The sequence below is a fragment of the Pseudomonas brenneri genome (assembly GCF_007858285.1).
Lineage (GTDB): Bacteria > Pseudomonadota > Gammaproteobacteria > Pseudomonadales > Pseudomonadaceae > Aquipseudomonas > Aquipseudomonas brenneri.
The window spans coordinates 22,930-37,199 of record NZ_VFIL01000008.1; the positions used below are offsets into that span (position 1 = coordinate 22,930).

Genomic DNA, 14,270 nt, shown 5'->3' on the forward strand with positions numbered 1-14,270 from the left:
TTAGGGACGAGCAATGCACCAGCAAGCACAAGGTCTAAAACGCGGACTGACCGCCCGCCATATTCGCTTCATGGCACTGGGGTCGGCGATCGGCACCGGGTTGTTCTACGGTTCTGCCTCGGCCATCCAGATGGCTGGCCCGGCGGTGCTGCTGGCCTACCTGATCGGTGGCGCCGCAGTGTTCATGGTGATGCGCGCCCTTGGCGAGATGGCCGTGCACAATCCGGTCTCCGGCTCGTTCGGTCAGTACGCCAGCACCTACCTGGGCCCGATGGCCGGTTTCATCCTCGGCTGGACCTACGCCTTTGAAATGATCATCGTCTGCCTGGCGGACGTCACGGCCTTCGGCATCTACATGGGCTTCTGGTTTCCCGAAGTCGCGCGCTGGGTCTGGGTACTCGGGATTGTCCTGCTGATTGGCGGGCTGAACCTGTGCAACGTCAAAGTGTTTGGCGAAATGGAGTTCTGGCTGTCACTGCTCAAGGTCGCGGCGATTGTCGCGATGATCCTCGGCGGCTTCGGCATCATGCTGTTTGGCGTGCATTCGGCCGGTGATGCGCCAGCCAGCGGGTTGAGCAACCTGTGGGCCCATGGTGGCTTCATGCCCAATGGCGTGGGCGGCCTGATCGCGTCCTTTGCCGTGGTGATGTTTGCTTTTGGCGGCATCGAGATCATCGGCATTACCGCCGGTGAAGCCAAGGACCCGCAACGGGTTATCCCCAAGGCCATCAATGCGGTGCCGCTGCGCATCCTGCTGTTCTACGTGCTGACCCTGTTTGTGCTGATGGCCATCTACCCATGGCCGCAGATCGGCAGCCAGGGCAGCCCGTTTGTGCAGATCTTCAGCAACTTGGGGATTGGCTCGGCGGCGACCATCCTTAATATCGTGGTGATCTCGGCGGCAGTCTCGGCCATCAACAGTGACATCTTCGGCGCAGGCCGCATGATGTACGGCCTGGCCCAGCAAGGGCAGGCGCCCAAGGGCTTTGCGCAACTGTCGCGCCACGGCGTGCCATGGATGACCGTAGTGGTAATGGGCGCGGCGTTGCTCGGCGGGGTGGTGTTGAACTACCTGATCCCGGAAAACGTGTTCCTGGTGATTGCCTCGATTGCCACCTTCGCCACGGTGTGGGTGTGGTTGATGATCCTGGTCACCCAGGTGGCGATGCGCCGCTCGATGACCAAGGAGCAGGTCGCCGAACTGAAATTCCCGGTACCGTTCTGGCCTTACGCGCCGGCGGCGGCCATTGTGTTCATGCTGTTTATTTTTGGCGTACTCGGCTACTTCCCGGACACCCAGGCCGCGTTGCTGGTTGGCGCCGCGTGGATTGTGCTGCTGGTCGTCGCCTATCTGCTGTGGGTCAAGCCCGCAGCCGGGCAAGCTGCCAAGGTTCATTACGACCCGGCTTTGTCTCACCGATAACTTAAAGGGAGGCGTTGATGAAAACGCTTTGGCACCACTGCCACATCGCAACCATGGCCCAGGGCACGTACTCGATCATCGAGGATGGCGCCATGGTCACGGCTGGCACGTTGATCGAATGGATCGGCCCTCGGGCCGAGCTGCCGAGCGGCAACTATGGGCAGATTCATGACCTGCAGGGGGCGTGGGTCACGCCGGGGCTGATCGATTGCCACACCCATACGGTGTTCGGCGGCAATCGCAGTGGCGAGTTCGAACAACGGCTGCAAGGCGTGAGCTACGCCGAGATCGCTGCGGCCGGTGGTGGCATTGCCAGCACTGTGCGCGCCACTCGCGCAGCCACCGAGGACGAGTTGTTCGACAGCGCCCGCCAGCGCCTGCGCAGTCTGCTGCGTGACGGTGTGACCACGGTGGAGATCAAGTCCGGCTACGGCCTGGACCTGGCCAACGAACGCAAGATGTTGCGCGTGGCCCGGCGCCTGGGCGAGGAGCTGCCGGTCAGCGTGCGCGCCACCTGCCTGGCAGCCCATGCGTTACCGCCGGAGTACAAGGATCGCGCCGACGACTACATCGAGCATATCTGCAACGAGATGCTGCCAGCCCTGGCCGCTGAAGGGCTGGTGGATGCCGTGGATGCATTCTGCGAATACCTGGCGTTTTCCACCGAGCAGGTCGAGCGTGTGTTCAAGGTCGCCCAGCGTTTGGGCTTGCCAGTGAAATTGCACGCCGAGCAATTGTCGTCCCTGCACGGCTCCAGCCTGGCTGCGCGGTATCACGCATTGTCGGCGGATCACCTGGAATTCATGACCGAGGAAGACGCCATCGCCATGGCTGCTGCCGGTACCGTCGCGGTCTTGCTGCCGGGAGCGTTCTACTTCCTGCGCGAAACCCAATTGCCGCCGATGGACGCCTTGCGCAAGCACGGGGTGAAGATCGCCATCGCCAGCGACCTCAACCCCGGCACCTCGCCGGCGTTGTCGGTAAGGCTGATGCTGAATATGGCCTGCACCTTGTTCCGCATGACTCCGGAAGAAGCCCTGGCCGGTGCCACCCGACATGCGGCGACCGCCTTGGGCATGGGCGACACCCATGGCTCACTGGAAGTGGGCAAGGTCGCGGATTTTGTCGCCTGGCAGATCGATCGTCCTGCCGACCTGGCCTACTGGTTGGGCGGCGAGCTGGGTAAACGCGTCGTGCGCCATGGCGTCGACGTCACTGTGTAAAAGGAGTACCGCTGTGGATAAGGTTCTGAACTTCAAACAAGGTCGTGTGCCACTGCTGATCAGCATGCCCCACGCGGGCCTGCGCCTGACGCCTGCGGTCGAGGCCGGCTTGATCCCCGAGGCACAAAGCCTGCCCGATACCGACTGGCATATCCCCACGTTGTATGACTTTGCCCAAGAATTGGGCGCCAGCACCCTGGCGGCCGAGTATTCGCGGTTTGTGATCGACCTGAACCGGCCATCTGACGACAAGCCGCTGTATGTCGGCGCGACCACCGGCCTGTTTCCAGCGACGCTGTTTGAGGGTGTGCCGTTGTTCAGCGAAGGCAAGGAGCCGTCGAAAGAGGAACGGGCGACCTACCTGGAGCAGATCTGGACGCCCTATCACCAGACCCTGCAACACGAACTGGCACGGCTCAAGGCTGAGTTTGGCTACGCGTTGCTGTTCGACGCGCATTCTATCCGCTCAGTCATCCCGCACCTGTTCGACGGCAAGCTGCCGGACTTCAACCTCGGCACGTTCAACGGCGCCGCCTGCGACCCTGGGTTGGCCAGCCAGTTGGAAGCGATCTGCGCGACTCATCCGCAATACAGCCATGTGCTGAACGGGCGTTTCAAGGGCGGGCATATCACCCGGCACTACGGCAACCCGGCGCAGGATATCCATGCGGTGCAACTGGAGCTGGGGCAGTGCACATATATGGAAGAGTTCGAGCCGTTCCGTTATCGGGCAGATCTGGCCGAGCCGACGCGGGTGGTGTTGAAGCAGTTGCTGCAAGGATTCCTGGCCTGGGGCCAGAAGCACTACACCTGAGCCAATGAAGATCAAAATGTGTGCGGGTTTGCTCGCGATAGAGTTGGGTCAGCCAGATAGAGTTTGACTGGCCCACTTCGGCTACTTTTTCAAAGATATTGAAAGGGCTGGCCTCTTAAGATAGTTCCGGTATTCGAGTAGGTCATTTCCCTAATGCTCTTTCCGCCATAGATGACGCCACGGTGCTTGCTAGTCTGCGCGCCCTAATGATCAGAGAAGGATGTTCTGTGGTGTCTCAGGATGTATGTGTTGACTGCCTTTGTGATTATCTGAGGCGGTTATGGCTTACGAACGTTTAACGAGTTTCATGTATAGCGAAGTGGGCGAGAGGGTCGGTGCGTGGCGCAGGGAAGGTGAAGCTGCAATTGTGCCCTTTTCCTTGCAGGACATTGTGCAAGGCTATGTTGACGCTCACTCCCGCCTCAGCGTCTGGCTACTCAAGCGGGAAATACACCGCTACCTGCGTAAGAACCTGGCATCTGGCCGCTTACGCAATGCCGCCCCGTTTGATTATGAACTGTGCTTTTCAGAGCATTACTTCGGTTGTAACAACCACCAGTTCTTGCTGTGGGTCTGTCGGCTTCTGGATGAAAACCTCAAACGGACCCAGTGGCGAGGCATAAAGCGGCTGTTCAATAAGCGCTGATAACACGACGCAAAGGATCTACAGCTGCCCAGGCCTCAAACCCTGCTTCGTACGCGTCAGATCAAACAATGGAGAACAAATGTGGGAGCGGGCTTGCCCGCGATAGCGGTCTGTCAGTTCAAAAAATATGTCGACTGATACGCCGCTATCGCGAGCAAGCCCGCTCCCACACGTGGTTCAGTGAGTCTTCCTGGCGAATCGCTGACGTAGATCCAAGCCCTCAAGGACATGCTCATTGCACAATTCGGGTTTATGATGCCAGACGGCAAAATAATAGACGTCCCCCCAGGGATGGAACCGACCCCTTACGGAGCGCGCAATGCAGACTTTGTACCCGCAGATCAAACCCTACGCCCGGCACGATCTGGCCGTCGACCAAACCCACACGCTGTATGTCGACGAAAGCGGTTCCCCGCAAGGTTTGCCCGTTGTCTTCATCCATGGCGGCCCGGGTGCCGGGTGCGATGCCAATAGCCGCTGCTATTTCGATCCCAACCTGTACCGCATTGTCACCTTTGATCAGCGCGGTTGCGGGCGTTCCACGCCGCGGGCCAACCTGGAAAACAACACCACCTGGGACCTGGTGGCCGACCTTGAGCGCATTCGCGAGCACCTGGGCATAGAAAAATGGGTGCTGTTCGGCGGTTCATGGGGTTCGACCCTGGCCCTGGCCTACGCGCAAACCCACCCCGACCGCGTGCATGGACTGATCGTACGCGGCATCTTCCTGGCCCGTCCCCAGGACATTCAATGGTTCTACCAGGCCGGCGCGAGCCGTTTGTTCCCGGACTACTGGCAGGATTACATCGCGCCAATCCCCGTGGAAGAACGCCACGACATGATCAGCGCCTACCACAAGCGCCTGACCGGCAACGACCAGATCGCCCAGATGCATGCCGCCAAGGCCTGGTCCACCTGGGAAGGCCGCATGCTCGGCCTGTGCCCCAACCCGCAACTGATCGAGCGCTTTTCAGAACCCCAGCGTGCCCTGTCGATTGCCCGCATCGAGTGCCACTACTTCACCAATAATTCATTCCTTGAGCCCAACCAACTGATTCGCGACATGCACAAGATCGCCCATCTGCCTGGCATCATCGTGCATGGCCGCTACGATATGATCTGCCCGCTGGACAATGCCTGGGAACTGCATCAAGCCTGGCCGAACAGCGAACTGCAGGTGATCCGCGAGGCGGGGCACGCGGCTTCCGAGCCCGGAATCACTGATGCATTGGTGCGTGCGGCGAGCCAGATGGCACGGCGCCTGCTTGATTTGCCACCCGAAGAAGCATGAAAGGCCTTTTGCAGCGGGTACGCGGTGCCCGGGTCGAGGTGGCGGGGGAAGTGGTCGGTGCGATAGACCAGGGTTTGCTGGTGCTGGTAGCTGTCGAGCCTTCAGATACAGTGGCCAGTGCCGACAAGCTGTTGCATAAGCTGCTTAACTATCGGGTGTTCAGTGACGACGAGGGCAAGATGAACCTGTCGTTGAAGGACATTGGCGGCGGTTTGCTGCTGGTGTCTCAGTTCACCCTGGCAGCCGATACCAAGAGCGGCTTGCGTCCCAGCTTCTCCACGGCGGCTCCTCCGGCGCTGGGCGAGGCGCTTTTCGAGCACTTGTTGCTACAAGCGCAACAATTGCATGGCACTGTGGCGTCGGGGCGTTTTGGCGCGGATATGCAGGTGCATTTGGTCAATGACGGGCCGGTCACCTTCCTTTTGCAGACCTGATTGTATGAAAAACGACTTTTAATGCGCAAAAACGCAAGTTTTCGCTACAAATACTTCGCTGCCCCTGCTGCGTTATCTCACCGGCTACTAGATAATCGCGCGCTACGGGGATCAGCGTAAATTGGTCCATTTTTGACTTAGGTAGAGACTTGTCCGAGTGCCGTTGGGGAATCATTTAGCCCCTTCGGAGTCGGAACAATGCTCGCCAACCTGGCATATAGATAGCTGGCCGTTGGTTTTTTGATCTGTTTTCGGCGAGGGTTGCTCGTGATTGTTAGTCCCTGTAATGCACCAAAATTGTCTGCCAAACGGTTGCGAAACGCACTGGTAACGGGCTCTGCCCTGTTTTGCCTGTTCGGCGCGGGTCAACTGTGGGCATTCAGTCTGGACGATGTGTCGGCCAAGGCAAAAGAGCTGGCCGGGCAGAAATACGAAGCCCCGCGCAGCAATCTGCCGAACGAATTCCGCGAAATGAAGTTCGCTGACTACCAGAAAATTCGTTTCCGCAATGAAAAGGCCGAGTGGGCCGATCAGAAAACCCCGTTCAAGCTGTCCTTCTATCACCAGGGCATGCACTTCGATACGCCGGTGAAGATCAACGAAGTCACCGCGACCGACGTCAAGGAAATCAAGTACGACCCGACGCGTTTCGACTTCGGTGACGTCAAGTTCGATCCCAAAGCCACCGAACAGCTGGGTTATGCCGGTTTCCGTGTGCTGTACCCGATCAACAAGGACGACAAGCAAGACGAAATCATGACCATGCTCGGCGCCAGCTATTTCCGCGTTGTGGGCAAGGACCAGGTCTACGGCCTGTCCGCCCGTGGCATGGCGATCGACACCGCGCTGCCGTCCGGCGAAGAGTTCCCGCGTTTCACCGAGTTCTGGATCGAGCGTCCAAAGCCGGGTGACAAGCACCTGGTGATCTTTGCCCTGCTGGACTCGCCACGGGCCACCGGTGCTTATCGCCTGATCCTGCGCCCGGGCACCGACACCATTGTCGACGTCAAGTCGCAGATGTTCCTGCGCGACAAGGTCAGCAAGCTGGGCGTTGCCCCGCTGACCAGCATGTTCCTGTTCGGCGCCAACCAGCCGTCCAAGGTCCTCAACTACCGTCGCGAACTGCACGATTCCAGCGGCCTGTCGATCCATGCCGGTAACGGCGAGTGGATCTGGCGCCCGCTGAACAACCCTAAACACCTGTCGGTCAGCAACTTCTCGGTGGAAAACCCGCGTGGTTTCGGCCTGTTGCAGCGTGGTCGCAACTTCAGCCAGTACGAAGACCTCGACGACAACTACGACAAGCGCCCAAGCGCCTGGATTGAGCCTGAAGGCGATTGGGGCAAGGGTTCGGTCGATCTGGTAGAGATTCCGACCGCCGATGAAACCAACGACAACATCGTTGCGTTCTGGAGCCCGGCCGAACTGCCTAAGCCAGGTGAGCCGCTGGATGTCGCCTACCGCCTGCACTGGACCCTGGACGATGCACCGTTCCACTCGCCAGACAGCGCCTGGGTCAAGCAGACCCTGCGTTCGACCGGTGACGTGAAACAATCGAACCTGATCCGCCAGCCAGATGGCAGCGTGGCCTATCTGGTGGACTTCGAGGGCCCGTCCCTCAAGGCCTTGAAGCCAGATGCAGCAGTGCGCGGCCAGGTCAGCGTCGGTGAAAACGGCGAAGTCGTGGAAAACAGCGTGCGCTACAACCCGCACACCAAGGGCTGGCGCCTGACCCTGCGCTTGAAGATCAAGGATGCGGGCAAACCGACCGAAATGCGTGCGGCCCTGGTCCAGGATATCGTCAAGAGCGAGCCAGAGCAGGTTTCCACCCAAGTCCTGAAGGCTGACAAAGTCTTGGCCAAGCAACACGAGAAGCACGCCAAGAAAGACGCCAAGGACAAGCAAGACAAGCAGCCAGAAGCTGCCCCAGCCACCCCGGAACCGGTCAAGACAGAACAAGTCCTGACTGAAACCTGGAGCAATCAGTTGCCTGCCGATGAGTAACTCTCAAGCCCAGCCAGAGACTCTTGCCGAGTACCTGGCGCATCTTCCGATGACCGACGAGCAGCGCGCCGAACTGGCGGGCTGCAAGTCCTTCTCCGAGCTGCACGAGCGCCTGTCGTCCTCGACTTTTGATGCGCCTGTGGATGCTGCACAGGCGTCGGTTGGCCGTCGGTTGACCCTGAGCACTGCCGAAGAACTGGCAGACGCCGAAATGCTGGTGCTCGATGCCAGCGGTCGGGTTTGCCTGAAGGCCACGCCGCCGATTCGTCGCACCAAAGTGGTGCCAGAGCCTTGGCGCACCAATATCCTGGTACGCGGCTGGCGCCGGCTGACGGGTCGCACCAACCCGCCGGAACCGAAAAAAGACGAGCGCGTGCTGCCCGCTGCCCGCTGGCGCACCGTCGGTTCGATCCGCCGCTATATCCTGCTGGTGCTGATGCTCGGCCAGACGATTGTGGCGGGCTGGTACATGAAAGGCATCATGCCTTACCAGGGTTGGTCCTTCGTCGACTTTGACGAGATCCGCAACCAGACCCTGCTGCAAACCGCCACCCAGGTGCTGCCGTACGCCCTGCAAACCAGCATTCTGATCATGTTCGGGATTCTGTTCTGCTGGGTTTCGGCGGGTTTCTGGACGGCGCTGATGGGCTTCCTTGAGTTGCTCACCGGCCATGACAAATACCGTATTTCCGGGAAAAGCGCCGGCGACGAACCTATCCCCAAGGATGCCCGTACCGCGTTGGTGATGCCGATCTGCAACGAAGACGTGCCGCGGGTGTTTGCCGGCCTGCGCGCGACCTTCGAATCGGTGGCCGCCACTGGCGACCTGGACCGTTTCGATTTCTTCGTGCTCAGCGACAGTAACGACGCCGATATCTGCATCGCCGAACAGCAAGCCTGGCTTGATGTCTGCCGCGAGGCCGGTGGCTTTGGCAAGATCTTCTATCGTCGCCGTCGCCGTCGCGTCAAACGCAAGAGCGGCAACCTCGACGACTTCTGCCGTCGCTGGGGCGGCGACTACAAGTACATGGTGGTCCTCGACGCCGACAGCGTGATGAGCGGCGAATGCCTGACCAGCCTGGTGCGCCTGATGGAAGCCACGCCGGACGCGGGGATCATCCAGACCGCGCCACGGGCTTCGGGCATGGACACCCTGTATGCACGCATGCAGCAGTTCGCTACCCGCGTCTACGGCCCGCTGTTCACCGCTGGCCTGCACTTCTGGCAGTTGGGCGAGTCCCACTACTGGGGCCACAACGCGATCATCCGCATGAAGCCGTTTATCGAGCACTGCGCCCTGGCGCCATTGCCGGGTAAAGGCGCGTTTGCCGGTTCCATCCTGTCCCACGACTTTGTTGAAGCTGCGCTGATGCGCCGTGCCGGCTGGGGTGTGTGGATTGCCTACGACTTGCCCGGCAGCTACGAAGAATTGCCGCCCAACCTGCTGGACGAACTCAAGCGAGACCGTCGCTGGTGCCACGGCAACCTGATGAACTTCCGCCTGTTCCTGGTCAAGGGCATGCACCCGGTACACCGTGCGGTGTTCCTCACTGGCGTGATGTCGTACCTGTCGGCGCCGTTGTGGTTCCTGTTCCTGGTGCTGTCCACGGCCTTGCTGGCGGTCAATACCCTGATGGAGCCGCAGTACTTCATGGCGCCCCGCCAGTTGTACCCGCTGTGGCCACAATGGCATCCGGACAAGGCGGTGGCGCTGTTCTCCACCACCATCGTGCTGCTGTTCCTGCCCAAGTTGCTGAGCATCATCCTGATCTGGGCCAAGGGTGCGAAAGAGTTCGGTGGCAAGTTCAAGGTGACCTTGTCGATGCTGTTGGAGATGCTGTTCTCCATGCTGCTGGCGCCGGTGCGGATGATTTTCCACACCCGTTTTGTACTGGCCGCGTTCCTTGGCTGGGCCGCGACCTGGAACTCGCCGCAACGTGACGACGACTCCACGCCATGGAGCGAGGCGGTCAAGCGCCACGGCCCGCAGACCTTGCTGGGCTTCTTTTGGGCACTGCTGGTGGTGTGGTTGAACCCCAGCTTCCTGTGGTGGCTGGTGCCGATTGTCGGTTCGCTGATGCTGTCGATCCCGGTCTCGGTGATCTCCAGCCGGGTCAAGCTGGGCCTCAAGTCTCGCGACGAAAGCCTGTTCCTGATTCCTGAGGAATACAACCCGCCGCAAGCGTTGCTGTCGACCGACCGCTACACCCATGAAAACCGTTGGCATGCACTCAATGACGGTTTTGTGCGGGCGGTGGTTGATCCGCAGCAGAACGCCCTGGCCTGCGCCCTGGCGACTTCCCGGCATGGCCAGGCGGAGCCGATCGAGTGGCTGCGTACCGAGCGTGTGCGGCATGCGTTGAAGGTTGGCCCTGCCGGCCTCAACAACAATGAGCGTGTGGCCTTGCTCAGCGACCCGGTGGCCCTGGCGCGCTTGCATGAGCAAGTCTGGGGCGAAGGGCATGCCGAGTGGCTTGGCGCCTGGCGTGAGTCGGTCAAGTCCGACCCGCATGCGCCGTTGCTGCCGTTGCAACCGCTGTCATCCCAGGCGCAACCTGCCTGATTCAGACGCCCCCGAGAGCTGTCTCGGGGGCGCTTGAAACGCCCTTCCTACAGCGCCAGTCGCTTGCGCTTTACCCCTCTAACTTCGATACAAAAGACCCTGGCTCAAGGCGTATTGCCGTGCCTGTCAGTGGGTTAGGATCGCCCCCCAAATCTGAATCGACCGCCTCTGGTGTGCGCTGGCCGCGCAACGCCTGGTGCGCGGCTGCTTAACGAAAAAGGGGCTTTTCATGATCAAAGGTTACTGGTCGATGCTGTTGCTGGGCATTGTCGCGTTGGTACAGGTGCAGATGGCACAGGCAGGCGCCGTTGACGAGGCGGTGCGGCGTGGCGTGCTGAAAGTGGGGACCGATCCCAACTACGTGCCCTTTGAAATGACTGACAGGCAGGGGCGTGTCATCGGCTTTGAAGCTGATCTGCTCGAAGCCATGAGCGATGCCCTGGGGGTGACGCTGGAATGGGTGCCAGTGGCGTATACCGAACTGATCCCGGGCCTGCTGGCCGACCGGTTCGACATGATCGGTAGCGGCATGACCGTGACCCAGGAGCGCAACCTCAAGCTCAATTTCAGTGATTCATTCATCATCGTCGGCCAGACCGTTCTGCTCCACCCGCGCCTGGCCGGGAAAGTCAGCAGCATTGAGGATTTGAACGAGGCCGGCTATCGGATTGCCTCAACCGACGGCACGACGGGCGAGGCGGCGGCACGACGCTTTGTGGGCGCTGCGCAACTGCGCAGCTTTGCCACGGCGGAGGAGGGCATACGCCAGGTGGTCAGCGGCAGGATGGATGCCTTTATCCACGATGCGCCCTATAACCTGATTGCCCTGGCCAAGCCGCAAAACCACGCGCTGCTGGCCCTGGAGCAGCCCTTCACCTATGAACCCCTGGCGTTTGGCCTGAAGAAGGGCGATTACGACAGCCTGAACTGGATCAATCACTTCCTCAACCAAATTGCCCAGGATGGCACCTACGATCGGTTGCATGACAAGTGGTTCAGGGACACGGACTGGCTGTCGGAGATCGAATGATGGTCACAACTGCTTACATAACTCCAAGGTAAGCAGCCACCATGGCAAACCGTCTAATAGCGCTTTTCCCTGGATTTATGTGGGGTTTTTCTGTCATATCCGCCAACAAATCCTGGCTAGACCTTTGTGCCGATGGGCGAGTGGGTTAGCATCGCTCCCCGAAGAAATAGTGCGGCCATGCGAAGGCCTGCATCAAAATAAAATGAGTCAGGGGACTTGGTGATGAAAAAGTATCTTTCGATGCTGATGCTCGGCGTGACGGCCCTGCTGGCAGTCAATACGGCCCAGGCGGGTGCGATTGACGAAGCGGTCAAGCGCGGTACCTTGAAAGTCGGGATGGATCCGACCTACATGCCGTTCGAGATGACCAACAAACGCGGCGAAATCATTGGTTTCGAAGTCGACCTGCTCAAGGCGATGGCCAAGTCCATGGGCGTCAAGCTGGAGCTGGTCTCCACCGGTTACGACGGCATTATCCCGGCCTTCCTCACCGGCAAGTTCGACATGATCGGCAGCGGCATGACCCTGACCCAGGAACGCAACCTGCGCCTGAACTTCAGCGAACCCTTCATCGTGGTTGGCCAGACCCTGCTGATTCGCAAGGAACTGGAAGGCACCATCAAGTCCTATAAAGACCTGAATGACGAGAAGTACCGCCTGACCTCCAAACTCGGCACCACCGGCGAGATGGTGGCCAAGAAGCTGATCTCCAAGGCCAAGTACCACGGCTACGACAACGAACAGGAAGGCGTGCTTGACGTGGTCAACGGCAAGGCCGACGCCTTTGTCTACGACGCGCCGTACAACGTGGTTGCCGAGAAAAAAGTCGGCAATGGCAAGCTGGTGTACCTCGAAGAACCCTTCACCTACGAGCCTCTGGCATTCGGTCTGAAGAAGGGTGACTACGACAGCATCAACTTCATCAACAACTTCCTGCACCAGATCCGCAACGACGGCACCTACGATCGCATCCATGACAAGTGGTTCAAGAGCTCCGAGTGGCTCAAGGACATGGAATAAGGCTGTCTGAATACCGAGTCGCGCCTATCGCGAGCAAGCCCGCTCCCACATTTGGAATGTATTCCAAGGTGGGAGCGGGCTTGCTCGCGATGGCGGCCTGACAGGCGATATCAATCCCGGAACCTGCAATGAAACAGAAAAAAGCCCAATGGCCCTGGCACCTGCTGACCGTGCTGGTGCTGGTCGGCCTGGCCGGCGCGTTGTACTACGCCACCTCGCTGATGTCCTACGAATGGCGCTGGAACCGCGTGCCGCAATACTTTGCCTATCAGGCTGAAGAATCCAAGCGGGCGGCGGATATTTCCACCGTGGTCGAGTTGGTGCGCAAAGGCGACGTTGCTGAAGTTACCTTGCGCAACGACGCTGGCGCCGAGCAGCACCTGACGGTGGCCGAAAACAGCCTGCAAGTGGCCCGTGGCGACGATGTGGCCGAAGGCGATGTGATCGGCGTGACTCGACATTGGGCGCTGGGCCCGTTGATGTGGGGCTTGTGGACCACCCTGTGGCTGTCGCTGGTCTCGGGGGTATTGGGCTTGTTCATCGGCCTGGCAACCGGCCTGTGTCGTTTGTCGAATAACCCGACCTTGCGCGATCTGTCGACGATCTACGTCGAACTGGTACGCGGCACGCCGCTATTGGTGCAGATCTTCATCTTCTATTTCTTTATCGGCACGGTGCTGAACCTGTCCCGTGAGTTTGCCGGCATCGCCGCGCTGTCGCTGTTTACCGGCGCCTATGTGGCAGAAATCGTGCGTGCCGGTGTGCAGTCGATTGCCCGTGGCCAAGGCGAAGCTGCCCGGTCCCTGGGCTTGAGCGCCAGCCAGTCGATGCGTCATGTGGTGCTGCCGCAGGCCTTCAAACGCGTGCTGCCGCCGTTGGCCGGGCAATTTATCAGCCTGGTCAAGGACACTTCGCTGGTGTCGGTGATCGCCATTACCGAGCTGCTCAAGAGCGGTCGCGAGGTCATCACCACCTCGTTCTCGCCGTTTGAAATCCTGTTCTGTGTCGCAGGCCTGTACCTGCTGATCAACCTGCCGCTGTCGAAAATGGCCAGCCGGCTTGAGCGGAGGCTCGCGCAAAGTGATTGAAGTCCGCGATCTGGTAAAAGTCTTCGATACTCGTGGGCATGTGGTCCGCGCGGTGGATCACGTCACCACCCAGGTGGCCAAGGGCGAAGTGCTGGTAGTGATCGGCCCGTCCGGTTCTGGAAAATCGACCTTCCTGCGCTGCCTCAACGGCCTGGAGGAGTTCGACTCCGGTTCGGTGAGCATCGACGGCCTGCAACTGGCCGACCCCAAGACCGATGTGAACGCCTATCGCCGGGAAGTCGGCATGGTGTTCCAGCACTTCAACCTGTTCCCCCACATGACCGTGCTGGAAAACCTGTGCCTGGCGCAGAAAGTGGTGCGCAAGCGTGGCAAGAAGGAGCGCGAGGCCAAGGCCCTGGCGTTGCTGGAGAAGGTCGGCATTGCGCAGAAAGCCAACGAGTTTCCGTCCAGGCTTTCCGGTGGCCAGCAACAGCGCGTGGCGATTGCCCGGGCGTTGGCGATGGAACCCAAGGTCATGCTGTTTGACGAGCCCACCTCGGCGCTGGACCCGGAAATGGTCGGCGAAGTGCTCGACGTCATGAAAACCCTGGCCCTGGAAGGCATGACCATGGTCTGCGTGACCCATGAAATGGGCTTTGCCCGGGAAGTGGCGGATCGGGTGCTGTTTTTCGATCACGGCAAACTGTTGGAAGATGCTGCGCCCGCGCAGTTCTTCGACTCGCCGAAGGACCCACGGGCACAGGCGTTTTTGCGCCAGGTTCTGTAAGGCACCT

12 protein-coding genes are annotated in these 14,270 nt (G+C 60.0%); all 12 read left to right on the forward strand.

Going from position 1 to position 14,270, the window contains the following annotated elements; translation table 11 throughout:
- The first annotated feature begins 13 nt into the window (after positions 1-13).
- The 12 genes from FJD34_RS18145 (at position 14) to FJD34_RS18200 (ending at position 14,263) form a co-directional block, all read left to right on the forward strand.
- Positions 14-1,423, forward strand: coding sequence for an amino acid permease (locus tag FJD34_RS18145; protein WP_032862253.1), 1,410 nt, complete (start codon positions 14-16; stop codon positions 1,421-1,423).
- A 17-nt stretch (positions 1,424-1,440) separates the two neighbouring features.
- The gene (hutI, locus tag FJD34_RS18150) at positions 1,441-2,646 is read left to right on the forward strand and encodes an imidazolonepropionase (protein WP_090292779.1); all 1,206 of its coding nucleotides are present in this window, start codon (positions 1,441-1,443) and stop codon (positions 2,644-2,646) included.
- A gap of 13 nt (positions 2,647-2,659) precedes the next feature.
- Positions 2,660-3,460 (forward strand): N-formylglutamate deformylase, encoded by an 801-nt coding sequence (gene hutG, locus FJD34_RS18155; RefSeq protein ID WP_090292781.1) that lies wholly within the window; start codon positions 2,660-2,662, stop codon positions 3,458-3,460.
- Positions 3,461-3,740: 280 nt separating this feature from the next.
- Positions 3,741-4,106, forward strand: a complete 366-nt coding sequence (locus FJD34_RS18160) for a hypothetical protein (RefSeq protein ID WP_090292783.1) — start codon at positions 3,741-3,743, stop codon at positions 4,104-4,106.
- A gap of 319 nt (positions 4,107-4,425) precedes the next feature.
- Positions 4,426-5,397, forward strand: a complete 972-nt coding sequence (gene pip / locus FJD34_RS18165; RefSeq protein ID WP_032862250.1) for a prolyl aminopeptidase — start codon at positions 4,426-4,428, stop codon at positions 5,395-5,397.
- On the forward strand, positions 5,394-5,831 hold the full coding sequence (gene dtd, locus FJD34_RS18170; protein ID WP_032862249.1) for a D-aminoacyl-tRNA deacylase: 438 nt from the start codon (positions 5,394-5,396) through the stop codon (positions 5,829-5,831). Before pip ends, dtd begins: the two co-directional genes overlap by 4 nt.
- A 312-nt stretch (positions 5,832-6,143) precedes the next feature.
- Positions 6,144-7,835: a glucan biosynthesis protein G gene (locus FJD34_RS18175; protein WP_167360840.1), complete on the forward strand. Its 1,692-nt coding sequence runs from the start codon at positions 6,144-6,146 to the stop codon at positions 7,833-7,835.
- The gene (mdoH, locus tag FJD34_RS18180) at positions 7,828-10,398 is read left to right on the forward strand and encodes a glucans biosynthesis glucosyltransferase MdoH (RefSeq protein ID WP_032862248.1); all 2,571 of its coding nucleotides are present in this window, start codon (positions 7,828-7,830) and stop codon (positions 10,396-10,398) included. Before FJD34_RS18175 ends, mdoH begins: the two co-directional genes overlap by 8 nt.
- A gap of 229 nt (positions 10,399-10,627) precedes the next feature.
- Positions 10,628-11,428 (forward strand): transporter substrate-binding domain-containing protein, encoded by an 801-nt coding sequence (locus FJD34_RS18185; protein ID WP_032862247.1) that lies wholly within the window; start codon positions 10,628-10,630, stop codon positions 11,426-11,428.
- Positions 11,429-11,650: 222 nt separating this feature from the next.
- Positions 11,651-12,448, forward strand: a complete 798-nt coding sequence (locus FJD34_RS18190; protein ID WP_032862246.1) for a transporter substrate-binding domain-containing protein — start codon at positions 11,651-11,653, stop codon at positions 12,446-12,448.
- Positions 12,449-12,576: 128 nt separating this feature from the next.
- Positions 12,577-13,536: an amino acid ABC transporter permease gene (locus tag FJD34_RS18195; RefSeq protein ID WP_032862245.1), complete on the forward strand. Its 960-nt coding sequence runs from the start codon at positions 12,577-12,579 to the stop codon at positions 13,534-13,536.
- Positions 13,529-14,263: an amino acid ABC transporter ATP-binding protein gene (locus FJD34_RS18200; RefSeq protein WP_029295984.1), complete on the forward strand. Its 735-nt coding sequence runs from the start codon at positions 13,529-13,531 to the stop codon at positions 14,261-14,263. The genes FJD34_RS18195 and FJD34_RS18200 overlap by 8 nt, the downstream gene beginning before the upstream one ends.
- Positions 14,264-14,270: the final 7 nt, after the last annotated feature.